The sequence below is a fragment of the Wolbachia endosymbiont (group A) of Hylaeus communis genome, assembly GCF_947251915.1.
Classification (GTDB): Bacteria; Pseudomonadota; Alphaproteobacteria; order Rickettsiales; family Anaplasmataceae; genus Wolbachia; species Wolbachia pipientis.
In genome coordinates, this window is record NZ_OX366396.1 from 557,523 (window position 1) to 582,415 (window position 24,893).

Annotated in this window: 17 protein-coding genes and 8 pseudogenes; 12 read left to right on the forward strand and 13 right to left on the reverse strand. The window is 34.9% G+C overall.

Annotated elements, in window-relative coordinates; all coding sequences use genetic code 11:
* Window positions 1-175 precede the first annotated feature (175 nt).
* Window positions 176-1,243, reverse strand: a complete 1,068-nt coding sequence (gene recA / locus OPR52_RS02810; protein ID WP_010963008.1) for a recombinase RecA — start codon at window positions 1,241-1,243, stop codon at window positions 176-178.
* 624 nt (window positions 1,244-1,867) lie between these two features.
* Between recA and OPR52_RS07620 the strand changes: the two are divergent.
* Window positions 1,868-1,996 (forward strand): annotated as a pseudogene (locus tag OPR52_RS07620) (DnaJ domain-containing protein); the annotation flags it as partial.
* Window positions 1,997-2,476: 480 nt separating this feature from the next.
* On the opposite strand, the gene OPR52_RS02820 reads toward OPR52_RS07620, so the two are convergent.
* Window positions 2,477-3,424 carry an IS110 family RNA-guided transposase gene (locus OPR52_RS02820; protein WP_265038391.1) on the reverse strand — a complete coding sequence of 316 codons (948 nt, stop codon included), beginning with the start codon at window positions 3,422-3,424 and terminating at the stop codon, window positions 2,477-2,479.
* A 216-nt stretch (window positions 3,425-3,640) separates the two neighbouring features.
* Between OPR52_RS02820 and OPR52_RS02825 the strand changes: the two are divergent.
* The 4 genes and pseudogenes from OPR52_RS02825 to OPR52_RS07625 all read left to right on the forward strand — a co-directional run.
* A pseudogene (locus OPR52_RS02825) lies at window positions 3,641-4,048 on the forward strand (IS4 family transposase); the annotation flags it as partial.
* A 157-nt stretch (window positions 4,049-4,205) separates the two neighbouring features.
* The gene (locus tag OPR52_RS02830; RefSeq protein WP_010962938.1) at window positions 4,206-5,819 is read left to right on the forward strand and encodes a hypothetical protein; all 1,614 of its coding nucleotides are present in this window, start codon (window positions 4,206-4,208) and stop codon (window positions 5,817-5,819) included.
* Between the two features lie 177 nt (window positions 5,820-5,996).
* Window positions 5,997-6,344: a transposase gene (locus tag OPR52_RS02835; protein ID WP_264338055.1), complete on the forward strand. Its 348-nt coding sequence runs from the start codon at window positions 5,997-5,999 to the stop codon at window positions 6,342-6,344.
* Window positions 6,345-6,527: 183 nt separating this feature from the next.
* Window positions 6,528-6,839, forward strand: a complete 312-nt coding sequence (locus tag OPR52_RS07625; RefSeq protein ID WP_022626381.1) for a transposase — start codon at window positions 6,528-6,530, stop codon at window positions 6,837-6,839.
* A 416-nt stretch (window positions 6,840-7,255) separates the two neighbouring features.
* Here OPR52_RS07625 and ubiB read toward each other — a convergent pair whose 3' ends face one another.
* Entirely contained in the window at window positions 7,256-8,686 is a 1,431-nt protein-coding gene (gene ubiB / locus OPR52_RS02840; RefSeq protein ID WP_265038392.1) for a 2-polyprenylphenol 6-hydroxylase, read from the reverse strand.
* Window positions 8,683-9,423, reverse strand: a complete 741-nt coding sequence (locus OPR52_RS02845; RefSeq protein ID WP_012673304.1) for a metal ABC transporter ATP-binding protein — start codon at window positions 9,421-9,423, stop codon at window positions 8,683-8,685. The genes ubiB and OPR52_RS02845 overlap by 4 nt, the downstream gene beginning before the upstream one ends.
* Here OPR52_RS02845 and OPR52_RS02850 point away from each other — a divergent pair.
* Window positions 9,415-10,296 (forward strand): zinc ABC transporter substrate-binding protein, encoded by an 882-nt coding sequence (locus tag OPR52_RS02850; RefSeq protein ID WP_265038393.1) that lies wholly within the window; start codon window positions 9,415-9,417, stop codon window positions 10,294-10,296. The two genes, OPR52_RS02845 and OPR52_RS02850, sit on opposite strands and share 9 nt — an antisense overlap.
* A 225-nt stretch (window positions 10,297-10,521) precedes the next feature.
* Here OPR52_RS02850 and OPR52_RS07850 read toward each other — a convergent pair.
* Window positions 10,522-11,296 (reverse strand): annotated as a pseudogene (locus OPR52_RS07850) (IS5 family transposase); the annotation flags it as partial.
* 58 nt (window positions 11,297-11,354) lie between these two features.
* Here OPR52_RS07850 and OPR52_RS02865 point away from each other — a divergent pair.
* The 3 genes and pseudogenes from OPR52_RS02865 to OPR52_RS02875 all read left to right on the forward strand — a co-directional run bounded on the left by OPR52_RS02865 (window position 11,355) and on the right by OPR52_RS02875 (window position 14,055).
* Window positions 11,355-12,187: pseudogene (locus OPR52_RS02865) on the forward strand (IS5 family transposase).
* An 86-nt stretch (window positions 12,188-12,273) separates the two neighbouring features.
* A pseudogene (locus OPR52_RS02870) lies at window positions 12,274-13,106 on the forward strand (IS5 family transposase).
* Window positions 13,107-13,195: 89 nt separating this feature from the next.
* A protein-coding gene (locus OPR52_RS02875; protein WP_265037751.1) for an IS630 family transposase occupies window positions 13,196-14,055 on the forward strand; the annotation gives its coding sequence in 2 pieces (ribosomal slippage) (window positions 13,196-13,520 and window positions 13,520-14,055; 861 coding nt in all).
* 28 nt (window positions 14,056-14,083) lie between these two features.
* Here the strand turns inward: OPR52_RS02875 and OPR52_RS02880 are convergent.
* The 6 genes and pseudogenes from OPR52_RS02880 to OPR52_RS02905 all read right to left on the reverse strand — a co-directional run.
* Window positions 14,084-14,260: pseudogene (locus OPR52_RS02880) on the reverse strand (IS5 family transposase); the annotation flags it as partial.
* 165 nt (window positions 14,261-14,425) lie between these two features.
* Window positions 14,426-15,973 (reverse strand): UDP-N-acetylmuramoyl-L-alanyl-D-glutamate--2,6-diaminopimelate ligase, encoded by a 1,548-nt coding sequence (murE, locus tag OPR52_RS02885; RefSeq protein WP_265038395.1) that lies wholly within the window; start codon window positions 15,971-15,973, stop codon window positions 14,426-14,428.
* Window positions 15,948-17,181, reverse strand: a pseudogene (gene metC / locus OPR52_RS02890) (cystathionine beta-lyase). Before metC ends, murE begins: the two are co-directional and overlap by 26 nt.
* A 7-nt stretch (window positions 17,182-17,188) precedes the next feature.
* Window positions 17,189-17,473: a BolA family protein gene (locus OPR52_RS02895; protein WP_077188332.1), complete on the reverse strand. Its 285-nt coding sequence runs from the start codon at window positions 17,471-17,473 to the stop codon at window positions 17,189-17,191.
* A gap of 70 nt (window positions 17,474-17,543) precedes the next feature.
* Window positions 17,544-19,466 carry a molecular chaperone DnaK gene (dnaK, locus tag OPR52_RS02900; protein WP_012673300.1) on the reverse strand — a complete coding sequence of 641 codons (1,923 nt, stop codon included), beginning with the start codon at window positions 19,464-19,466 and terminating at the stop codon, window positions 17,544-17,546.
* A gap of 86 nt (window positions 19,467-19,552) precedes the next feature.
* Window positions 19,553-21,316, reverse strand: coding sequence for an Rne/Rng family ribonuclease (locus OPR52_RS02905; RefSeq protein ID WP_265038397.1), 1,764 nt, complete (start codon window positions 21,314-21,316; stop codon window positions 19,553-19,555).
* Between the two features lie 149 nt (window positions 21,317-21,465).
* On the opposite strand from OPR52_RS02905, the gene rpmG reads away from it, so the two are divergent.
* From rpmG to OPR52_RS07855, 3 genes and pseudogenes are all read left to right on the forward strand, one after another.
* Window positions 21,466-21,666, forward strand: a complete 201-nt coding sequence (gene rpmG / locus OPR52_RS02910) for a 50S ribosomal protein L33 (RefSeq protein ID WP_010082633.1) — start codon at window positions 21,466-21,468, stop codon at window positions 21,664-21,666.
* A gap of 25 nt (window positions 21,667-21,691) precedes the next feature.
* A complete protein-coding gene (locus tag OPR52_RS02915) occupies window positions 21,692-21,967 on the forward strand; it encodes a helix-turn-helix domain-containing protein (protein ID WP_010082632.1) in 276 nt (91 codons plus the stop codon).
* Between the two features lie 307 nt (window positions 21,968-22,274).
* Window positions 22,275-23,223: pseudogene (locus OPR52_RS07855) on the forward strand (IS5 family transposase).
* 178 nt (window positions 23,224-23,401) lie between these two features.
* Here OPR52_RS07855 and OPR52_RS02930 read toward each other — a convergent pair.
* Both OPR52_RS02930 and OPR52_RS02935 read right to left on the reverse strand, forming a co-directional pair.
* The gene (locus tag OPR52_RS02930) at window positions 23,402-24,133 is read right to left on the reverse strand and encodes a ComF family protein (protein ID WP_151807656.1); all 732 of its coding nucleotides are present in this window, start codon (window positions 24,131-24,133) and stop codon (window positions 23,402-23,404) included.
* A 115-nt stretch (window positions 24,134-24,248) separates the two neighbouring features.
* A complete protein-coding gene (locus OPR52_RS02935; RefSeq protein WP_265038398.1) occupies window positions 24,249-24,893 on the reverse strand; it encodes a hypothetical protein in 645 nt (214 codons plus the stop codon).

Consider the following 24,893-nt stretch of genomic DNA (forward strand, 5'->3'; position numbering starts at 1 on the left):
AATAACCTATTGTTAACAATTTATCATTTATAATTTCTCATGAAAAGCTTTTTTTAACTGCTTCAGCAAAGTCTTTTTGATACAAGGTAACATTACAGATTGTTATATTAGCACATAGAATTACCGTCATACTGTAACAACCCGTCCAACACAAAATCTAATGCCTAAGTTTAGATCAGAAAACTGATTCTTCTAAAAGTTGCTCACTATCCTCGTCTATTATGATAGAATTATCATGATTTCTGAGTAAATCTCTGATTTTCGTTTCTATTTCATTTGCGACTTCTTTGTTTGTTTTTAGGTAAGTTTTTACATTCTCTCTTCCTTGCCCAAGACGTGTGTTGTTATATGAATAGTAAGCGCCTGCTTTTTCAAGCACACCAAGCTTTGCTCCCATATCTATTATTTCTCCGAGTTTTGATATACCTTCATTGTACATTATATCAAATTTCGCTTCTCTAAATGGAGGAGCAACTTTATTTTTTACAACTTTAACTCTTGTTTCATTACCTGTAATATTTTCTTTGTCTTTTATTACACCAACTTTTCTTATATCAAGCCTTACAGAAGTATAGAATTTTAATGCATTTCCACCCGTGGTAGTTTCAGGATTTCCATACACTACTCCTATTTTCATACGAATTTGATTAATAAATATCAATATACAGTTCGCTTTTGAAACGGCAGAGGTTAGTTTCCGTAGCCCATGACTTAGAAGCCTTGCTTGCAGCCCCATATGTTGATCACCCATATCACCTTCAATTTCAGCTCTTGGAGTTAATGCTGCGACAGAGTCAATAACTATCACATCAACCGCACCAGAACACACTAAATACTCAACAATATGCAACGCCTGCTCTCCAGTGTCTGGTTGTGAAATCACTAAATCATCAGTGCTTACCCCAAGTTTACGAGCATATAAGACATCCAATGCATGTTCTGCATCGATAAATGCGCATGATCCTCCTTTTTTTTGTGCTTCAGCAATCACGTGCAAGGCAAGAGTGGTTTTACCAGAACTCTCGGGGCCAAATATTTCAATTATACGCCCTTTTGGCAGACCTCCAACACCTAGAGCCGAATCAAGCGCAATTGATCCTGTGGATATTGTGTCTATTTTTTCTACAGGGTTTTGCTTCAACTTCATTATTGCACCTTTACCGAATGCTTTTTCAATCTGGCTTATTGCGTTATCTAGCGCTTTTTGTTTATCACTATTTCTTTCTTCTGGGTTACTTGCCATAGATCATTTATTAATTTATATAATTCTCTATGATAATCAAACGCGAATAACCTGCCAAGGTTTTTCTAGTATTTATGTATTATTTCAATGAAAAATATTAACGTTTTCATAAAGCAGATATTTGTTTGCCTTCGTTAGTAACACACTATACTTTAGTGTACGAACGTTGCAATTTGCAGCATAGCAGGTGGTGTCATCCAAGTAGCCAACACTGAAATGACTAAATTCGAAATGGCTACATGAATTTATTGTAAATTACTACCGTATAAGGTGCGATGCAACAAAGCCATTCCAGTGTCAGCTACTTGAATGACACCTCTTAGATGGGTCAGCTACTCAGATCTGCCATGAAAACTGCAACCCTAAATGTTGGAGCACTGTCGTACACTAAGCGCTGTAATGACAATTTTAGTCGCTTCATACACTTATCATGCTAGTCATAACAGAAATAATTTTTACCAAAGATATTTATGAAATAATTGACATAGTTTGGAAATATGTATATTATAGAACATTAATAGTTAGTTAATTTGTAGGTGTAATGTGGCTAGAAATGTTTTGAATGAAAATGAGTACCACGCTTTAAAGCAGTTGTTTTTAACATTTAATATTCAAAAGGAGGATGTGGTAAATTCTGACATTAAGAATATTAAGAAAAAGCTTAGTCAACAATACCGTAAATTATCGTTAAAATATCACTCAGATAAAAACCCAAACAATAAAGAAGCGGAGGAGAAATTTAAGGTTATTGCATTAAATAAGCCATTTTTTGAAGAATTTATAATAGAGCCATTGGAGAAAGGTCTCAATAAAAGAAATAATTTAATAAAAGAATTACGCGGTAAGTTGTGGAGTCGCAGTTATGAAGAATTGCAAAAATACTTAGATGATAAGTGCAGAAATAAACTCTATAATAAGCAGCAGTCAATTAACAATAATGTAACTGCTTATGTAAAATATTCTTCTTATTCAAATCTCTTAGGAGTTCTTTTAGTATCCTTCACATCAATTGCATTTTTAATAATTAATGGTATCAACTATGTTTTTTAAAAATTTTTTTATTTGTGTAATTTTGCAAATTATATGGGCAATAAAAACCCGTTTGTCATAGAAATAGAATTTTATATCAAACAGCTACCACAGCAATTTCTGCTTAAGCTAATGAATATGTGCTTTAAGTCTGTGTGGACGCACATATTCATTAGCCAATTTCAGTTACCGTTGTGAAGATTTTTAAGTATGCAAATTAATTGCTTCTTTAAGTCTTGTATTAGCAATTACTATAATTTTACGCATTAGGGCTGTTATAGCCACCATCTTCTTCTTACCACTTTCAACAAGCTTAGAATAAAAGGCGCCAAGTATAGATTTTGACCTTGTAGCAGCCATAGCGGCTGTAAAGAGCTTTGAACGAACGTTACTTCTACCACCTGTAATCCTTCGGTAACCAACAGCTTTACCACTTTCTTTTGGATGCGGTGCAACTCCGGCAAGACTTGCTACTTCTTTTCTATTTAAGTAACCAAGCTCTGGCATTAAACACAAAAAATCTTGTGATAACTTTTTACCTATTCCAGGAACTGTTTTAAGAATTTTTTGGCGTTGTTGTAATTCGCTGCTTTCATCAATAATCTTTTGTATAGTATCATTGAGTTCGTTTATTTGACTATCGAAAAACTCAATGGTCTTTTGACAGCTTTCTTTTATATGATCATTTTCCGGTGCTTCAAGTCTGCATTTTTCTTGAGTTCTCATTTGCGTAATATCATCACGACGTTGACAAAGTGCAGCCAAAGTTGATTGTTCTGTAGAGGTAGGTACAAATAGAGAGATAGTTCTATGGCGTTCAAATCCATATTGAGCAAGAGCTCTTGCATCTGATCTATCAGACTTTGCTAAAGTTCCGTGAGATAAAATAAAGCTTTTTACTTTACGAGTATTAGCTCGATGCACGGCAATATTTTTGTCGGTAAGAAAATGTGATAAGCCAAGCTCATATTTCCCTGTATTTTCTAAAGTCACTAAAGCATTAGGTAGAATATCTGAAAACTCTTGAAATAATTGTTGCCAACCAGAAGCATTATTATCAAATTCGACAGCATTCTTCTGTTTGTGAATTGCAACGACATTTTTAAATTTTCCGATGTCAATGCCAATAAAATTTTGATAAGATGTAACCATAATAAACCTCGATAGTTTTAGTTAATTTAAGATTGTAAACGGGTGCATATATATGTCCCAAGCAACTATTCAAACGTATCGAGAGATAGGGCTAGCGTACCTTGATACCAACGGTTGTAATACCAATTTCCTTTCGGTCGCGCACGCCCGCTATTCCTAGTGAGCAGGGTTATCTTTCTCTCTTATCTCTTTTATATCACGTTTTTAACTTACAATTGCCTTAGATGGAAAATAGAGATATTACATAAAATTTTAAATTCGGTCTCAAAGTTGAAGAATGTAGGCTTGGAATAGCAGAAAGACTAATGAGATATCTAACAGTTGTGAGTATTATTGCTTGGAGGATCTTCTTTATTACATCAATTGCAAGAGCTAACCCAACATTACCATGTACTACCTTATTAGCTGAAGAAGAATGGAAAGTTTTATACGTTAAAATACACAGAAAACCATGTCCAAGTGTAGTTCCCAACATAAAAGAAGCTGTTTCATGAACTTGGAGGCCATTTAGCAGGAAAAAATGACCCAGAACCAGGACCTTATGTTCTTTGGAAAGGATATAAACGTCTCTTTGATTTAGCAGAAGGATGGCGACTTGCTCACGAACTTTATATTTGTGGGTAATAGTAAGTTGTTAGGGGGATCTGGAGATACCGCGGCGGTATGACGTAGGGAAATCTTACTTATTATAGCTATAGTTCTACATGAATTACAAAAGTAATATTTACTAGATCTTAATATTTTAGATCTATATTTTAATAAATAATGAGCTGTAATTAGTATGAATAATCCATTTAAAAGTGAGAACTATAAAAAAAATCTCGATTCTCTGATCAAAGCTGTAAAGCTAGGAAATGCAGAGAAACAATATAACAAAACGTTAAGGGATTTATCTCATGCATTAGAAGGTTTTACAGGTGAGGCAAAAGGTATAGCTGAGTTTGTTATATATACTGACTTGAACAATTATGTAGAACAGCCATTAGGTCTTTTTAAAACATTAATGAATAGAATTTTGGGAAAAAATTTTCCAACCAAGAACAGTAGTATAAGTAATTTTGTAAATGATGAGTTGTCAAGTTTCACTTTAGAAACAGCAGCTAAGTATACAAGAATTTTAAAAAAAATTGATCTCTTGGAACAATTAGAAAAAGATTTCAGAAAAAATAATATTTTAAAAGATTCTTTAAATTTAGAACAAAGTGAAAAGAGTCAAGGAAAAGATAGATCACACGAAGTGAGTTTGGAAGGTAGAAAGCAAAAGGAAGGTACTTTTGAGCTGCGAAAAGAAGAACAGCCGAAAGAAAAATTAGGTGGTAATCGCATGAGGCAAATAAAGCGACCAACAACAGCACCTCCGGCTGCTCCAGATTCGAGGAAGGTACGCTTTAAATCAGAAATATCCTCAGATGGAGAAAGCAAGGCAAAGTCTACATCTTCTTTACTAAAAGGAGCTAATAGTTTTAGTATGCCTGATGCTAAGGAAAATCCTTCTGAGGATTCAGGCTATGAAAGTTCATTAGATCAGGGGTCTGAATATGAAGACATATCAAATTATCAAGAGAAAAAGCAAAAGGAAAATCCTTTATATGAGCAGAGAGAAGATTCAGGCTATGGAAGTTCATTAAATGAAGAGTCTGTATACAAAGAGATATCAAATTATCAAGAGAAGAAGAGTAAAATTTTAATAGAAAATTCGCAGAGTTCAAAATCGCCCAAAGAAGAGCCAATTTATGCAACAGTTCCTAAAGAACATATAGAAGCAAAAAGAGAACGTAAGCAGAAACAACAACCTCAATCCCTCGTACCACCAAAACCACCGCAAGTGCCAAAAAAAATGTTTACTACTGGTCAAGAAGTTAGACAAGAATCGAAAGTGGTAATCAAAGATAAACCTGCAGTACCGCCAAAGCCTAAAAATCTAAGCCGTGCTAATCAAAAAGTAAGCACAGAGCCAAAAGTAGTAGGAGTAATTCTTAAAAAATCAGCTGAAAGAGTACCACTAAAATCTGAAAATCAAGACAATAGGAAATCAGCACAAAAAGCTGCTGGTAAGGCGATACCAAAAGTAGCAGCAGCTACTATGAAAGGAGGAGCTAATCGCGAGATGGGCAGTAAAGTAAAGGCATTAAAAGAAAAATTTGAGCAAAATCAAGCAAAAGGAAATGCTAATGTACAGCTTGCTGAAAGCAAAACCACTCCAGCAGCACAAGCGGATATCGGTGTGAAGAAAAAACAATCTCATTCATTTCTAACAGAGAATAAAAGATCTGCAACGAAACACGTAACAGCAAAATCTGATCCAAAATCTCATGTCAGCAAAAATTCCCTTCTCACGCATGCAAATGTAAAGGAAATGGTTGCACAAATTGAGAAAGGAAAAGGAGGAAGATAGTAACATTTGGGAAAAAAACATATGTGTCAAGTCAAGAGATTGTGAGCAAATTTAGGAAATTATAGCTAAACTGACTTAGATTTACCGACAATTTGAAAAACCGTCATTCCGCTAACTATAGTATTTTCAAAAGCGAATGATAAAGGTATAATATGTTTTTTTAAAGTAGGGAAAGCGATGGTATATAGTGTAGATTTAAGGGAAAAAGCAGTGTCTTTGGTAGAAAAAGGCAAGTCAAAGGTTGAAGTTGCAGAGGTTTTTGAGATAGGGATAGCAACACTATATAGATGGCTAAAAAAGAAAGCTACTGGCCAAGGTCTCAAAGCGGTAAAAAGTACTGGTTTTATTCGAAAAATAGATCCAGAAATACTCAAAGAATATGTCAAAAAACACCCAGATCACACACTAGCAGAAATGAAACAAAACCTTGGCTTTGGGATAAGTGCAATTTGGTATAGGTTAAGACAGCTAAAAATAACCTTAAAAAAAAGTCACATTCTATCAAGAGCGCAATCAAGAAGATAGGCAGCAATTTATCGATAAAGTCTCAAAAATAGACCACTGTAGCATTTTATATATAGATGAAGCAGGAGTGACTATACCGAGAATATGCACGAGCTCCAAGAGGAGAAAAAATATATGCTGATGTTCCAGGAAAAAAGCGGGAAAGAGTGAGTATAATAGGTGGATGAGAAGTTTATTGCACCAATGACCTTCACAGGAGGGTGTAATAAAGATATATTTAATGTATGGTTAGAGCGAAGATTACTTCCACAATTACAGCGTGATACAACCATAGTTATGGATAATGCTACATTCCATAAAACTCCCAAAACAAAGTCATTAATAGAGTCTTTTGGCTGTCATTTGCTTTATCTTCCAACATATTCACCTGATCTAAATCCGATAGAGCATTGTTGGCACACCATCAAAAGTTGCCTCAGACCTCTAATGCATCAATGTACAGACTTACACCTTTTAGTTGGTAATACCATTTTAGACGTTTATCATTCGTTTTAGAAAATACTATAGTTGAAATAGCGCAGTTACTCACCCCATAAATTTGGTGCTCTCTTTCAATCAAAGGTGTCTTGCTGCTTGAAATGTTTTCTTTGTAAAAATTTGGCTTATCTTTATATCATCTCATTCAAACAGCATTAACATAACTTATGCCTTTTTTGGATGTAGAAATTTTCTAGGAATTGTCTTTTTGAATTCTATGGTATTTTGTTTAACATTGAAACAAGAGGCCAGTGTCACGCACTGGCATGACACCCATTTGTTCCTATAGTTGTCTTTTCTCGTCTACCTTATTTTGCCACTCTGCTGAACAGATACATAAAGAAAGTGGAAAATTGGACATTCTCAACTCGGCTCCTGCAGATTAAAAATTAAGTTGAATAAAAATTGGATTTGACGCAGTTTTTTCCCATAGTTTAAGAAATTAAAAGTTTGACGATTAGAATTATAATTACAAACCACAATAAAAAATAGACTTTTCCATTTGATTTATTTTTAATTTGGATGTTTTCTAATTTTTTATCAGCTATTAGGTTTAATTTTTCTATAAGGCTAAATATCCCTTGGATTGTTTTTACAGGATAAGAACTTCTAATTTTTTCCCTATACCCTATTTTACTTTCATGTTGACTGCTTATCCACGCTTCAACTACTTTCCACATATTGATTTCTGGGTAGATCTTTCTACATGTCCCTTCCAGTAAAATCATAGTTTTCTGCAGCAATAACAATTGTGTTTGAACTTTCATATCAAAATCACCAGTTATTTTTAATAGCTGAGCAAGTAAACTAGCAAATGAAATCTTCTGTATAGGCTGCCCAATAATGGGTTCACCTATTGCCCTGCAAGCTGTGACAAAATTTCTATGCTGTGATGAAACGTAACCAGCTTTAAAGTGCATTTTTGCAACGTGATCATAATCCCGATTTAAAAAGCCTTTGAGTATCTCTATAACGTAATAGCATGTCTCACGATCTATTCTACCCATGATTCCACAATCCAGAGCAATAATATTGTTATTACTATCAACCATTAGATTTCCAGGATGCATATCAGCATGAAAAAAACAATCCCTGTATACCTGATTACAAAACGATTCTATAAGATTGATAGCTATTTGCTTATGATTATTCAGTTTTTCAACTTCGTATATTGGCGTTGCTTCTATCGATTCTAATGTTAAAACCTTTTTCGAAGTTCTATTCCAATCTACTTCAGGTACGTAAAAACCTCTGTCATTTTTTGTGTTTTCCTTTAGTTCCGAAGAGTAAGCAGCTTCAAAACGTAGATCTAACTCTAATCGGCAAATTTCAGCAAAAGTTTTGACTAATTCAATCGGCTTCAGCCTTTTTGATTGTTCGCTAAATTTTTCTGCAATTTCCGCAAGCCAAGAAAGCATCTTTATATCCCTTGAGAATGTTTTCTCAATATTTGGCCTTAAAACCTTCACAGCAACTTCTTTACCCTCAGTTGTAACCGCTCTATGCACCTGAGAAATCGATGCTGCTGCAATTGGCTTTTCAGAAAAGCTTGAAAAAATGTCGCTCAATTTACAATTAAACTCACTTTCTATAGTTTTAACTGCTATTTTATGTGAAAATGATGGCAATCTATCACATATCAATAACAAGTTATTTGTTATATCTTCATTTAAAACATCAGTACGTGATGAGATAGACTGCCCAAACTTAATGAACACCGGACCTAATTTTTCAAGAGCACACTTTAGCTTGTGGCCTTGTATTTTATTTATTGATTTTTTTGATGGTGGGAGTAAATAAGGTAATATATTGTAACGCGTCAGCACCGTAGTTATGTGCAGAAGACGCAAAATATTTTGAATCATTTCGCTGCGTAACTGCTAAATATTTCATTTAGGGTTCTATTTTTCATAATCTCATCAGGCTTGCCTTGGCAATAGATAGTATTATTTATACAAATTATGTAATCTGAGGATGGTAGAGCAGAGTTAAGATCATGAGAAGTCATAAGAATCGATACCAATCGTTTTTTTGCTATTTTATTTATAATATCATAAAATTTAGCCCGCGCGTTAATATCCATTGCACTAACTGGTTCATCTAGAATGATCAAGTCAGGCTCTGCAATTAAACAACGTGCAAGTAGCAATAATTGTGTTTGCCCTGCAGAAATTTCTAACACTTGATTCTTCAAAATGTTACCGATACCAACCAACTCTATCGTTTCTGTAATAATGGATTGATTTTTCTTTAGTCTTTTCAAGGAGCTATTTAAAAGGAAATATTCAACTGTTATTGGCATCAAATTACTAATACTAAAATTTTGCGGCATATAGCCAATTTTTATGTTGTCAGCAAATACGATATTACCGGTACAGCTTTTATTTATGCCAGCAATTGCTTTCACTAAAGAGGTTTTACCTCCACCATTTGGACCAAGTATTGTAATTATGTCTCCTCTTTCCATGAACATATTGATATTGTCAAGGATTCTTTTACCATCATATGCGAGAGCAAGATTTTCTATTTTTAGAACACGATTATTGACATTATTCAATTTATTGACAAAATTTAACTTCTTCTCAACGTTTATATGAGACATTTACTGACTTTTTTTCTATTACTTTCATTTACACTATACTATAATATCGCCTTTTCATCCAATTTAAAAGTTGTAGCTACAGTCAAACCTATCCACTCACTTGTAGCTTCTGTTACAGAATGGATTTTAGAACCGGAATTGCTTGGCTATGCAACATCTGCACATAATTATATATTAAAGCCATCTGATGCGAGTAATTTAGAATCAAGTGACGTTATATTTTATGTTGACGATAACTTAGAGACGTTTGTTCAAACTTTCGCCAAAAATAATAAAGAACTAGTGCAATTGTCAAAGGCAATCAACCTACTTCCTACTCGGCCACATTCATTTTCTAGAAAAATTACTCACATTAAAGATGAAAAAGATTTACACATTTGGCTGAGTCCCGAAAATGCAAAGAGCATGATACTTTCTGTAAGTGCAACATTGTCTAACATAGATAAAGAAAATTCCCATCGATACAACTCTAATGCAACAAAAGCTATAAAAAAAATAGACCAAGAAGTAAAAGAAATTATGAAAGAACTGAATGATTTTAAAAATCAAAAATATATCGTCACTCACGATGCTTATCAATATTTTGAAAAATATTTCGGTCTAAATCATCCAAGCGCTATTCTTTCCATAGAAGAGGATTCTTACATAGGTATGAAGAGTTTAATGAAGCTAAAAAAGATAATGAAGGAAGAAAACGTTAAATGTATATTTGCTCATTCACAGGAAGATAGCATAAAGCCTAACGCCCTTTCTAATGACGCAAAAATGGTAGTTCTTGATCCTATTGGATCAGACATAGAGCCTGGAAAAGATGCATATCTAGCTATAATCAATAGCATTGCACAAAATTTTAAGTCTTGTTTTGTTGAGTAATAAGTTCCCTTTTAGCTTACTGTTTTATTGTTCTACAAATCAAGAAGAAGTGAGTTTACAACAAATGGTGTCATTCCAGTCTGGAATCCAGCTTTTTCATAATCATCAAAACGTTGTATTTTAACATAAAATGGCTGCTTTTATGCTTACTAACTTAATAAACTTCCTGGATCCCAGTGGGCTTTGTTGCATCGCTCTTCGGATAGTAGGTAACGCACAATAAATTTATGAAGCTATCTCAAATTTAGCCATACCAATATCAGTGAACTTATTGAGCAAATAGCATTTAACAAGTAGTTCCTTCTCTCTATTTGTCTCAGATTTATTCCTAAAACTAAACCCGAATGTTTGTTTCAGTCGCGAGAAAAAACTTTCTGTATAAGATCTTTTTCCATAACTCATCTCTTTTTTCCACTTCTTTATACCATCTTCATCATATGACTTTATGAGCTTGACTGCAGAATTTCTTTCAGCCATATAGTCTAACTTTGGATGCTCTGCTGCGTTGTTTTTCGGAGGAATTTTCGTTTTTATACCATATTGATTACACAGCTTATAGAGCTTTTCTCTGTCATATGCCCTATCTGCATATAGTACTTTTATGACATACTGAAAATCGACTTCTTTTAGCAAATCACAAGCTCCATAGTGATCAGCCGTTACTGTATTTTACAGCTATGGCTTTTTTGCTGTTTGTATTCAACATTACATGCAATTTTCTTGTCTGTTCATAGCTGCGATACTTTCTATCTTCGCTATTTTCTTTGCTATGACCAGGAGTGTTGTTGTATATACTAATTCCTGTACTGTCTATAGCAATTTCGATATCTTCCATATTATTTTTATCAATTCTGCAATCATTGATCTTAATATTGAGTTTCTTAAACCTTCTTGATGATTGTGAATAGCTGATAACTTGCAAATTTTTCCCAATTTGCTCAAGGTATCCTGCTATAAACCCAACTGTTTGCCTCAGGCCTATTCTAAATAAACAAGTTAGAGGTTGTCCGGAAACAAGTAAAAGGCTATAATATCTGAAATTTTAGTACGGGGTAAAGATGAGAAAAAAGTATCCAACAGATCTAAGCGAAAGGGAATGGGCAAGAATAGAAAAACACTTCAGAGTATCATACAAGAAAGGAGGAAGGCCGCCAAAGTATAGCAAAAGAGAAATATTAGAAGCAATTTTCTATGTATTGCGTACAGGGTGTCAATGGCGGTATTTACCAAATGATTTTCCGCTATGGAAGACTGTGTATGAGCAGTTCAGGCAATGGAAGAAGCAGGGAATTTTTGAGAAAATGAATTATGAAATTACAAAATATAGTAGAAGAAAAATAGGAAGGAATGAGCAGCCGAGTGCCTGTATAGTAGATAGTCAATCTGTAAAGACTACAGAAAAGGGGGGATCAAAGGCTATGATGGAAGTAAAAAAGTAAAGGGTAGAAAAAGGCATATAATTACAGACACTCAGGGTTTTATACTAGGTTGTTACGTAGGCGCTGCTAACGAAAATGATAGAGATGGTATTAAAATAGCATTAAACAATATGAGAACAAAATATACTAAAGTTAAAAAAATGTGGGCTGACATGGGATACCAAGGAAGAAATTTAAAGAATCACATAAAGGAAGAATATGACATAGATATTGAAATTGTTAAAAGGCCTACATGTAGATTTTGGGTGCACAAAGATACGCCACCTGAGCTACTACCAACAAGAGAACAAGGGTTTAAAGTACAGCCAAGAAGATGGGTTGTAGAAAGGACTTTTGCTTGGGTTAATAGGAATAGAAGGCTATCGAAGGAGTATGATTTACTCACAACATCCACTGAGAATTTCATATACCTAGCTATGAGTAGGGTTATGTTAAAGAGGGAATATGCTTGAATTTACTAGTTTCCGGACAACCTCTTAGAGGTTGTCCGGAAACAAGTAAAAGGCTATAATATCTGAAATTTTAGTACGGGGTAAAGATGAGAAAAAAGTATCCAACAGATCTAAGCGAAAGGGAATGGGCAAGAATAGAAAAACACTTCAGAGTATCATACAAGAAAGGAGGAAGGCCGCCAAAGTATAGCAAAAGAGAAATATTAGAAGCAATTTTCTATGTATTGCGTACAGGGTGTCAATGGCGGTATTTACCAAATGATTTTCCGCTATGGAAGACTGTGTATGAGCAGTTCAGGCAATGGAAGAAGCAGGGAATTTTTGAGAAAATGAATTATGAAATTACAAAATATAGTAGAAGAAAAATAGGAAGGAATGAGCAGCCGAGTGCCTGTATAGTAGATAGTCAATCTGTAAAGACTACAGAAAAGGGGGGATCAAAGGCTATGATGGAAGTAAAAAAGTAAAGGGTAGAAAAAGGCATATAATTACAGACACTCAGGGTTTTATACTAGGTTGTTACGTAGGCGCTGCTAACGAAAATGATAGAGATGGTATTAAAATAGCATTAAACAATATGAGAACAAAATATACTAAAGTTAAAAAAATGTGGGCTGACATGGGATACCAAGGAAGAAATTTAAAGAATCACATAAAGGAAGAATATGACATAGATATTGAAATTGTTAAAAGGCCTACATGTAGATTTTGGGTGCACAAAGATACGCCACCTGAGCTACTACCAACAAGAGAACAAGGGTTTAAAGTACAGCCAAGAAGATGGGTTGTAGAAAGGACTTTTGCTTGGGTTAATAGGAATAGAAGGCTATCGAAGGAGTATGATTTACTCACAACATCCACTGAGAATTTCATATACCTAGCTATGAGTAGGGTTATGTTAAAGAGGGAATATGCTTGAATTTACTTGTTTCCGGACAACCTCTTATAGCTCTTTCCATAAAAGTCCGGATGTGATAGGATAAGGGTAGATGATGATAAGGAGGTTGAATGCCAGCAGCATATAGTTATGATTTAAGAAAAAAAGCAATGGAAGCGCTAGACGAAGGAGAAAGCAGAGAAACAGTGGCAGCAAGATTTAAGATTGGACGAACTACTTTATGGGAGTGGCAGCAAAGAAGAAAAGAAACAGGAGACTTTCAATCAAAAAAACTTGGAAATGGGGGTTACAATCACAAAATTACCGACTGGGATACCTTTGCCAAATTTGCCAGAGAACACGGAGGAAAGACTCTATCGGAAATGGCTAAACTTTGGAACAACGTTAGTATCCAAACGATCTATCGAGCCCTTAAAAAAATTGAATTTACGCGCAAAAAAAGACATATGGATACAAGGAAAGAAACGAAGAAAAACGTGCTGAATTTTTGAAAATTATAGCGACAAAAGAACCTAAAAACTTAGTGTATATAGATGAGTCTGGCATTGATAACACCGAAGACTACCCCTACGGATATTGCCAGAAAGGACAGCGGTTTTATGCCTTAAAATCTGGAAAGAAAACTCAACGAATCAGTATGGTTGCAGCCTTAAGTGGAAGAAAGATAGTTGTTCCGTTAACCTTTGAAGGCCACTGTAATATGGATGTTTTTAATGGATGGTTTGAGCAATTTTTGACACCGATCTTGGAACCTGGACAGACTGTCATTCTTGACAATGCTACTTTTCATAAGTCTGATAAGATTATCGAGCTTGCTAAAGGGGTTGGTGCAGAAATTTTGTATCTGCCGCCTTATTCTCCAGATTTCAACAAAATTGAGCATCATTGGTTTGCTATAAAAAACAGAGCCAGGAAAAACATTCCTCTATTCGAATCCTTTCGTCGTGCTGTTGATTCTGCCTTCCTATGACCTGTTCGGACTATTATGAGAAATGCTATACTATGTGCACCAAAATTACAACTTTATCGCTATAAATATTGTTGCCACCTGGTATTTTTGGACCATTCTCGTACCACTTTTCTATGGCTTCGTTGATATAATGAAAAATATTTCCTCTTTTTTCTAGAAATTTGTTATATTCGCTATGGTTACTGACCCTCATTTTTTGTGGCATATTTTTTCTTTCAAGGTTAAATGGCTATTTTATAATGAATTTTGTCAGTAGCCACCAGATTTTTTCAGTTGCTATGCAACAAAGCCATCCCAGTGTCAAGCACTGGGATGACATCACTTTTGCTTCAATATTCGCACATTAGCGGAGGTAAGCCCATTGCGAAAATCAGTATGTTAAGGCATGATTTTTAATAACCTCAACATCGCTAAATTCAAAAGTTTGGTTGCCTATAATTTGAAATTTCTCATTTCCCTTTCCTGCAACTAGCAGAATCATACCCTCGTTATAGGCAATATCTACGCCTTTCTCTATAGCTTCTCTCCTACCTCCTATCTCCAGTGCATCAGGGCAATGTAGCAAAATATCATGGCGAATTTTTGCCGGATCTTCATCACGCGAATTATCATCTGTAATTATTACTTTATCTGCATACATTTGTGCTATTTTGCCCATTTCTGAACGTTTCGTCTGATCGCGATTTCCACCGCATCCAAAAACTAGAATTATTTTTTTGTTGATATGCCATTTTAAAGACAATAGGGCTTGTTTAAGCGCACTTGGAGTATGAGCGTAATCCACGAATGCAAAAGGTTTCACTTTCTCCATTCTTCCTGACGGGAAAATGAGTTTATCCACACATATTTCTCTGTAATTTAATCCAGATATACCAATTGCACATAGCAGATTATATGCTTGAAATTTTCCTAAAACTGGGAAAAATGTATTGTAAATTTGGTTATCAACTTTTACTGTAAGATGTTGACCATTAGGGGTTGGTGTTTGCTCTAATAAAGTAATATCAGAGCCTGTTTTTCCATAGGTGATAATTTTATTGCTGCGTTTTTCAGCTATTTTAAGCAATGCGCAGTATTCATCTATATCCGCATTTAAAATCGCTGTTTTTCCTTCTGGTAATACCTCGTAAAATAACCTTTTTTTAGTTTCTAAATATTCACCAAGATTTTTATGGTAATCTAAATGATCTTGCGAGAAATTAGTAAAAGCTGCAGCACTCAACTTTAATCCATGGATTCTGTATTGATCAATCCCATGACTTGATGATTCCAACACTAAGTGTTCTACACTTATACCACGCAATGTTGCGTAAAGGTCTTCTGCACCTGGAGTGGTAAGGCTGTTGCTATTACCTTTTCTGCCATTATTGATGCATGTTCCAAGTGTTCCAATAGACGCAGCATTGTAGCCAGAGTTTTGCCAGATCTGGCGACAAAATTCTACTACTGAAGTTTTACCATTTGTACCAGTTACAGCCGCAACATATTTGGGCTGTTTGAATTGATAAAACCTGCTGACTATTTCGCTGTATATTTCTTGAGGGTTTGGGTGTTCAAGCACTGCAAAGCTCGAAGTATCTGTCATTCCAGTGCGTGACACTGGAATCCAGTTTCTATTATACAATTGCCTAGTGTGCTCATTTGCAATTAAATTTTCTGGATCCAAGTAGTCAAGCACTGGGATGACATCTTTCTTGGCCCCTTGTATCACAACGTCTACACAGTTGTGTACGTAACACTGTGATTCAGTAGGAAGGATATGGATTCCAGTATCGCATGTTGCGTATTCTTTACTCCTTTCTGACACACAAACAAAAAGATAACCTTCCTTGACTCTCTTGGGATTACATGTAACGCCCTTGATTTCAATATCAAAGTTAACATCAATAATGTTAAGCAGTAATTCTCTCAGTTTCATCTGCCAGCTTTGATATTCAAACATGGCAGTCTTGCTAGTGCAGCATTTAAATCAGAGATCAAATCCTCAGAATCTTCTAGTCCACAAAATATCCGCATGAAACTTCCACCATAATCTGAATTCATTACAGATCTTGACATAGATCTACGATCTATTGGTAATATCAAACTGTCGCACCCTCCCCAAGAAGCACCAATACTAAAAATTTTCATATGATCAACCATGCAGCTTAGTTCTTCACATGAATATTCTCTATCCAGTATTATACTGAATACGCTACTTGCTCCTTTGAAGTAACTTTTCCATAATTCGTGTTGAGGATGGGAGGGAAGTGCTGGGTACAAAACTTTTTTGATTTTTAAATGTTTTTCTAGCCACTTTGCCACTTCCATTGCTGTATTTTGGTGCCTTTTTATACGTGTGTGCAGTGTTCTTAGTCCCCTATGTGCAAGGTAGCAGTCGTGCGATTGAATGGTTACCCCATAATTTTTATGGCTCTCATAAAGCAATTTAAAAGTTTCACCTTCAGCAACCATAGCTCCCATCACTAAATCTGAGTGACCGGCTAGATACTTTGTCACCGCATATAGTGCAACATCAACTCCATAATCAAGCGGCTTAAATAACAAAGGAGTGGCCCATGAATTGTCACAAACGGTCACAATTTTATGTTCCTTAGCAACTTTTACTATATGCTCTATATTCGAAATCTCAAACGTTACAGAACCAGGAGTCTCGATCATTATCAATGAAGTATTACTCTGAATTAAATCAGTTATATCCTGTGTTGGATCATAAAAAGTTACTTCTGTTCCTCTTTTTGGTAGCTCATTTTCTGCAAACCTCCTAAGCCTATAATAACTATTATCTTGAATTAAAACGTGCGAGCCTGCTTTAGCGAAAGTTAGAATAGCAAAAGTAAGTGCAAATAGTCCGGAAGGATAAATAAGCGCTTGTCCACTCCCTTCAATTTCAGCCAGTGCATTTGAAAGATAATGAACAGTAGGAGTACCAACATTACTGTAGCTATAATCCCTTGCAACACCATCGTTGATTACATCGTATATACTTTCTCCATTTGCTGCATTTAAGTAGTCCTTGTAAGTAGGGAATAATATGGTAGAAGAATGATAAACTGGCGGGTTCATGGAACCTTTATAGTCATTAAATTTTCTTCCTGCTTTAACTAATATAGACTCTTCCTTCACATTTTTATTATTTATTTTTTAAATTGTACTCATCTTGCGTATACAAGTGAAGAGAAATTGCATGTATTAGCTCTATCTCACCCTTCAATAACTCATAAATCAACTTGTGTCTTTTTAGAACGCTCATTCCAATAAAGCCGTCAGATATTAATATTAATTTAATGTGCGAAGGTAATGTTGAAGATGAAGCAAAATAATGATCAGCATGCTTTGCTGATTCATCGATAATGTTGATATCAATTACATCTATCGAATCGCGTATCTTTTCTTCTATTGTTTTAATAATATCCATAATGGTTTCTTTAAGCAACAATATGCTCCTCTTGTCATCCTAGTATCAGCTACTTGGATGACAATCGCAATTACTTATTCTCTTCTTTATTATCTATGTCTTGATAATCAGAATCTACTACTTTTTCCTCTTTATCATTTGGATTTCCTTCTGATGAAAAGCCATTTTCAGCACTATTTTGTTGAGATGCTTGATACATAGCTTCTCCAAGTTTCATAGATAATTGAGAAAGATTAGTGACTTTCTGCTGTATTGAATCAGCGTCATCAATGTTATCAGATTTACTAACTTCTTTTAATTCGTTAACTGCATTTTCAATAGCAGATCTATCTTCTGGTGAAACTTTATCACCATACTCTGTCAGAGACTTTTCTGTAGAATGGACTAAGCTATCCGCTTGATTCTTCACTTCAATAAACTTTTTGCGCTTTTCATCTTCTTGCGCTTTTTCTTCAGCTTCTTTTACCATGCGATTTATTTCATCATCAGATAAACCACCTGAAGATTGAATGCGTATTTTTTGCTCTTTTCCAGTAGCTTTATCTTTTGCAGAAACGTGTGCTATTCCATTTGCATCTATATCAAATGTCACTTCAATTTGTGGCCTTCCGCGCGGAGCAGGAGGTATCCCTTCCAAACTAAACTGACCGAGTAGCTTATTATCAACTGCCAGTTTTCTTTCACCCTGATGCACCTTAATTGTAACAGCTGTTTGGTTATCTTCTGCAGTTGAAAACACCTGAGATTTTTTAGTAGGAATTGTAGTATTACGCTCAATAAGTGGAGTGAATACTCCTCCTAGAGTTTCAATACCAAGAGAAAGTGGGGTCACATCAAGTAGTAACACATCTCTTACATCACCTTGAATGATCCCCGCCTGTATTGCAGCTCCAATTGCTACAACTTCATCAGGGTTAACTCCTCTATGTGGATCTTTGCCAAAGAATTCTTTAACTTTCTCTATGACTTTTGGCATACGAGTCATGCCACCAACAAGAACCACTTCGCCAATTTGACTAGCAGATAAACCAGCATCCTCAAGAGCTTTTTTACAAGGAGCCATAGTTCTTTCGATTAAATCATTCACTAAGCTTTCAAGTTTTGCTCTCGTTAATTTCATATTTAAGTGTTTTGGACCACTTGCATCAGCTGTAATAAACGGTAGATTTATTTCCGTTTCCATTGCACTTGATAATTCAATTTTCGCTTTTTCAGCAGCTTCTTTGATTCTTTGCATAGCCATTGGATCATTTTTCAAATCAATGCCATTACTTTTCTTGAATTCATCTAGTAAATAACTCACTACTCCATTATCAAAGTCTTCACCTCCAAGATGGGTATCACCGTTTGTTGCTTTCACTTCGAAAACTCCATCACCTATTTCAAGTATTGAAACGTCAAATGTACCACCACCAAGGTCATATACTACTATTGTGTGCCCATGTTTCTTATCAAGACCATAAGCAAGTGCTGCAGCAGTCGGTTCATTTACTATTCTGAGTACATTTAATCCGGCAATTTTTCCTGCATCTTTTGTTGCTTGACGTTGAGAGTCGTTGAAGTATGCTGGCACTGTTATCACAGCATCTTTTACTTCCTCTCCAAGATAAGCTTCTGCTGCCTCTTTCATGTTTTGTAGTATAAATGCACCAATTTGACTAGGAGAATATTCTTTATTATCAGTTGTTTTAACCCATGCATCACCACTTTTTGCTGCAAATACTTTGTATGGTACACTTAGATTTTTCATCTCAGGATCACTATATTGACGGCCTATTAATCTCTTAGTAGCAAAAAAGGTATTACTTGCATTGGTGGTTGCTTGCCTTTTTGCTGGAGCACCAATCAACCTTTCTCCTGAAGAAGTTAATGCAACTATAGATGGAGTAGTTCTTGCCCCTTCTTTATTTTCTATTACCTTTGTATCCTTGCCCTGCATTATTGCAACACAAGAATTTGTTGTTCCGAGATCTATGCCTATTGCTCTTCCCATAATGAGTACCCCATTGTAAATATTATCTGATATAAGAATATATAAGTATAGGGCTCATTAATTACAAGCCCAATTTAGGTTTCTAATTAGTTATTAGAACTTAAAAGGCGCGAAAGCCACTTAGTCACCCAAAAATTGCCTCGTAGTTTATTTGAATTATCAGCTTCTTCATTGCTGCTATCCCCAATTTGGTATCCAGAGTTCTGTAATGGCTTATAACCGTTTAAATTAACATCATCTCCTTGTTTTAAAACAAATGTATTTACATCTAAACTGTTATCAATACTAACGTTCAATGTAATATTAAACTCTTTTTCGATTGTAGAAACTGTATTGCGTTTGTTATTAAAAATGTGCGCTATAACTGCACTGTGTGCTACTAAATCAAAAGACTTATTTCGATTCTTGTTAGCAATATGTTGTAAATCCCTTAGTATTGATGAAACAATTACTTCGTTTGATTTTACTCTTCCAGTACCTTTGCAGTGTAAACACTCTGTAGTATTAATTTCTTGTATGTTTGGTTTAATTCTTTGTCTTGAAAATACCATTAAACCAAAGTCATTTATGTAGCTAAATTGAACTTTAGCTTTATCATCTTTAAACGCTTGCTTTATAGCAGACTCAACAGCTCTGCAATACTGATATTTCAACATATCAATAAAATCGACTACTATTAATCCTGATAGGCCCCTAAGATTCACCTGTCTTGATATTTCAGGTACTGCTTCCATGTTGGTTCTATAAGCTGTTTCTTCTATGCTATCTTCTCCTGTCATCTTTCCTGAATTTACGTCTATTGAAACAAACGCCTCAGTTAAAGTTATTATCAAAGACCCACCAGATGGCAATTCTACTCTATTGCTATATAACTCAGAAATTTGATCTTCGATTCCGTAGTAAGTAAAGATCGGAGCATAACCTCTATACAATCTATAGCGCAACTTACTACCTTTTAGTGCATTGTTAGCATATTGCCTAACTGCCTCAAAAGCTTCCTTTCCAGACACTATAACTTCTATACCATCGCTACAAAAATCACGAACAGATCTCATAATTACATCTGCTTCATTGTAAATTAATGATGGAACGTTTACAGAGAAGGCATTTTTTTGAATGCTCTGCCATAATGAGGATAAGTAATTGTAATCCTGCTCAATTTCTTTCTTATTTTTTCCTGAACCAACAGTTCTTACTATTAAACCTGATCTTTTTGGCAAGTTTATTGAACTCAGTATCTCCTTTAACTGCTTTCTGACATTAGCATCTTCAATTCTGCGGGACACTCCACCTTTGCTCATGGAATTTGGCATGAAAACACAGTATCTACCCACTAAAGTTATGTATGTTGTAAATGAAGCTCCTTTATTGCCTCGTTCCTCTTTAGTTAGCTGGACCAATACTTTTTGATTTACTGAAATAACATCTTGTAATTTGTATTTTTTATATAAAGGTACCTCTCTTACAAAACCACTACCTGATCCGTTGACATTCTTACTAGCTGCAGAATCTGAAGAAACATTTGCTGAGGCTTCTTCTATACAATCGTCATTTGAGTAGCCCTCAAAGATAGTTTCCTTTTCTTTTTCTGGAATGTTGAAGTAATCTAGAGATATCTCGGAAAAAGACAAAAAACCTTGCTTATTTTTCCCATATTCAATAAATACGGCTTGCAAAGAAGGCTCTATACGCTTTATATAAGCAACGTATATATTACCTCTTAATTGTTTTTTTTCCTTGAATTCTTGTTCAAATTCTACAACCTTGTTATTAATTGACAAGGCAACTCTTACCTCATTAGAACAGATAGAATTTTCTATCAATAATACCCTTTTACCACTATTTGTCACTTATTTACCGTTTGCTTTTTATTCTGAAGTTAACTTTATGCTACTTAATGCACTGTTGATTGTCAAGGATTTTGCAATCTGCATTATTCGATTGACTTTTAGTATTTTGCGTAATAAACTCGCATAGAATTTATTATATCATTATAAGTATGGCGAAAAAAAATGCTTCTTTGCTCGTTAAGTTAGTCAGCACTGCAATCAAGATAACAAAAACTGGTGAAGAAAAATCAACTGGCTATTTTTATGTAAAAAAGCGTAATCCAAAAAAGCTCACCAAAAAACTGGAGTTTAGGAAGTATGACCCAGTAGTCAGAAGGCATGTGTTATTTAAAGAAGAAAAACTAAAGTAATTTTTTTATAAGGAACTTTATTATTATGCAAAATTTACAATTAAGTTATCCTATAATAGTAGAGTTGGGGGATGTGAAAGATACAAAACTGAAATTAATAAAGGTCATTGCACAATTAATAAGTAAGAAGTACACAACACAGAAAAAAGCAGCAAACGCTCTAAAGATTGATCAACCTAAAGTATCTCAAATCAATAGGTCAAAAATCGAAGGGTTCTCCTTAGAATACTTGCTTAACTTATTGATTGTATTGGGCCAAGACATAAACGTAAGAATAAAGCATAATTCTAAACCTGCATAATATGGTATCCGTTCAGCGGAGTGGCAAAATAAGGTAGACAAGATAAATCAATCTCGGTGTCAAGCACTGGGATGACAAGGTATAAACCTTATCGTCATGCCGCCGCGAACCGTCATACTGCGATTCATTCGCGGTATCTCTAGATCCCGCTAACAAGTAGCGGGATGACGGTTATCAGGCCAGCACCCCTACGATGTCATCCAAGTAGCCGACACTGGGATGGCTTTGTTGCATAGCAACTGAAAAAATCTGGTGGCTACTGACAAAATTCATTATAAAATAGCCATTTAACCTTGAAAGAAAAAATATGCCACAAAAAATGAGGGTCAGTAACCATAGCGAATATAACAAATTTCTAGAAAAAAGAGGAAATATTTTTCATTATATCAACGAAGCCATAGAAAAGTGGTACGAGAATGGTCCAAAAATACCAGGTGGCAACAATATTTATAGCGATAAAGTTGTAATTTTGGTGCACATAGTAACTTGTTTATTTAGAATAGGCCTGAGGCAAACAGTTGGGTTTATAGCAGGATACCTTGAGCAAATTGGGAAAAATTTGCAAGTTATCAGCTATTCACAATCATCAAGAAGGTTTAAGAAACTCAATATTAAGATCAATGATTGCAGAATTGATAAAAATAATATGGAAGATATCGAAATTGCTATAGACAGTACAGGAATTAGTATATACAACAACACTCCTGGTCATAGCAAAGAAAATAGCGAAGATAGAAAGTATCGCAGCTATGAACAGACAAGAAAATTGCATGTAATGTTGAATACAAACAGCAAAAAAGCCATAGCTGTAAAATACAGTAACGGCTGATCACTATGGAGCTTGTGATTTGCTAAAAGAAGTCGATTTTCAGTATGTCATAAAAGTACTATATGCAGATAGGGCATATGACAGAGAAAAGCTCTATAAGCTGTGTAATCAATATGGTATAAAAACGAAAATTCCTCCGAAAAACAACGCAGCAGAGCATCCAAAGTTAGACTATATGGCTGAAAGAAATTCTGCAGTCAAGCTCATAAAGTCATATGATGAAGATGGTATAAAGAAGTGGAAAAAAGAGATGAGTTATGGAAAAAGATCTTATACAGAAAGTTTTTTCTCGCGACTGAAACAAACATTCGGGTTTAGTTTTAGGAATAAATCTGAGACAAATAGAGAGAAGGAACTACTTGTTAAATGCTATTTGCTCAATAAGTTCACTGATATTGGTATGGCTAAATTTGAGATAGCTTCATAAATTTATTGTGCGTTACCTACTATCCGAAGAGCGATGCAACAAAGCCATCCCAGTGTCAAGCACTGGGATGACACCCTCCTTGGCAAACAATGTTCGTACAGCTATGTGCGTGACGCTGGCGCTGGAATCTAGAAAAAAATAGATCCAAGTAGTCAAGCTACTTGGATGATACTGACTGCTAATTTTTTATGCAAGAGGTCCAATCATTCACCGTTCTTGCAAGTGATAGCACTCTCACTTCTTTTGCACCGGAGTTTAAAATTTCCTGAGAGCAAGATCTTACAGTTGCTCCGGTTGTTACCACATCGTCAACTAATATCACGATTTTATTTTCGATAATTTCTTTGTTGCTTATACTAAAAGCCTTCTTTAAATTTTTTTCACGCTGTTTAAGTGAAAGACCAGCTTGAGGCGCAGTATGGCGAAGGCGTTTTATTGCAAATGGCGTATAGGATAAATTGGACAACTTACTCAATTCTTTTGCAAGCAGTGCTGCTTGATTATATTTACGTTTAAACAAGCGCATTTTATGTAACGGTATAGGAATTATGATCTCTGCGTTCTGAAATGTATCCTGATTAGCTTGGTGTATCCACTTTGCATAGATTTTTACGTAATTCAAATTATCAAAAAATTTGAAATTTATAATCATGTTTCTACTATGTTGATCATAAGCAAAAACTGATCTTAATACTTTAAACGGTGGAGGATTGATGATGCACTTACCACACGTATAAATATTGTCTGAGATTACTACGCCACAAACATTGCAGTAATGCTTAGTTAGAAAATTGATTTTTTTGTTGCATTCACTACACAGATTAAGATTTTCATCAATGATACATTCGCAACTTACGCATACGCTTGGAAATATGAGATTTGTAGCTTTTTTTAGTAAGAGAAGGTTCACAACTCATTAAATATATTATAAAATAATTTATATAGTATAGCTAAAGTAACTTAAGCTTACACTCTTTCACTTTTTATTCCATTTCAATATAGTTCATGCTGCTGAAAAGCAGAACTTATAACTCAGTTTGTGGTATACCATTGACTGAAGTAGTCTTTGAATTATCCTTAGATAAAAATTGATGTTTTTCTGGCTTCTGTACTTCACTCAACTTACTTTGCACTTTGTCACAAGCCCACACAAGTGGCGTTATGATTGACGCGGCAGCCCAAATGATAGCAGCGCAAGCATAACTTACAATCTTGTTAAATACTCTAGCTACTGCATTAGCACAATCTTGCCCCATTTCTAAAAATATGTTTGAATAATTAACGAATGATTTTGTATCCGTTTTAAAACAATAGTCCCCTGTTATTTTTGACAATAACTTGACTGGAAAGTATGACAAACATGCCACTATCAAAAATAAAGGTTGCAATATTATGTTGGCTGCTAAAACAGCACCCAATGTACACAATGAATACACTCCCTCTGCTCTGTGGCCCACGTATTCACATTTATCATTATCTTGATAATACTTGTTATAATTGTCTTTACTCTCAGCTCCACAAATTACATCTTTCACAGGTCCTAGCACATTATCAACGTAACGTACAGATTTATAGAAACTATTTTCTGGAACTAGTGTGTTATCTTCTGCTTTCTTAGCAGGTACAACTCCATATTCAACGTACCTTCTAAAGTATCGATATACTGACAT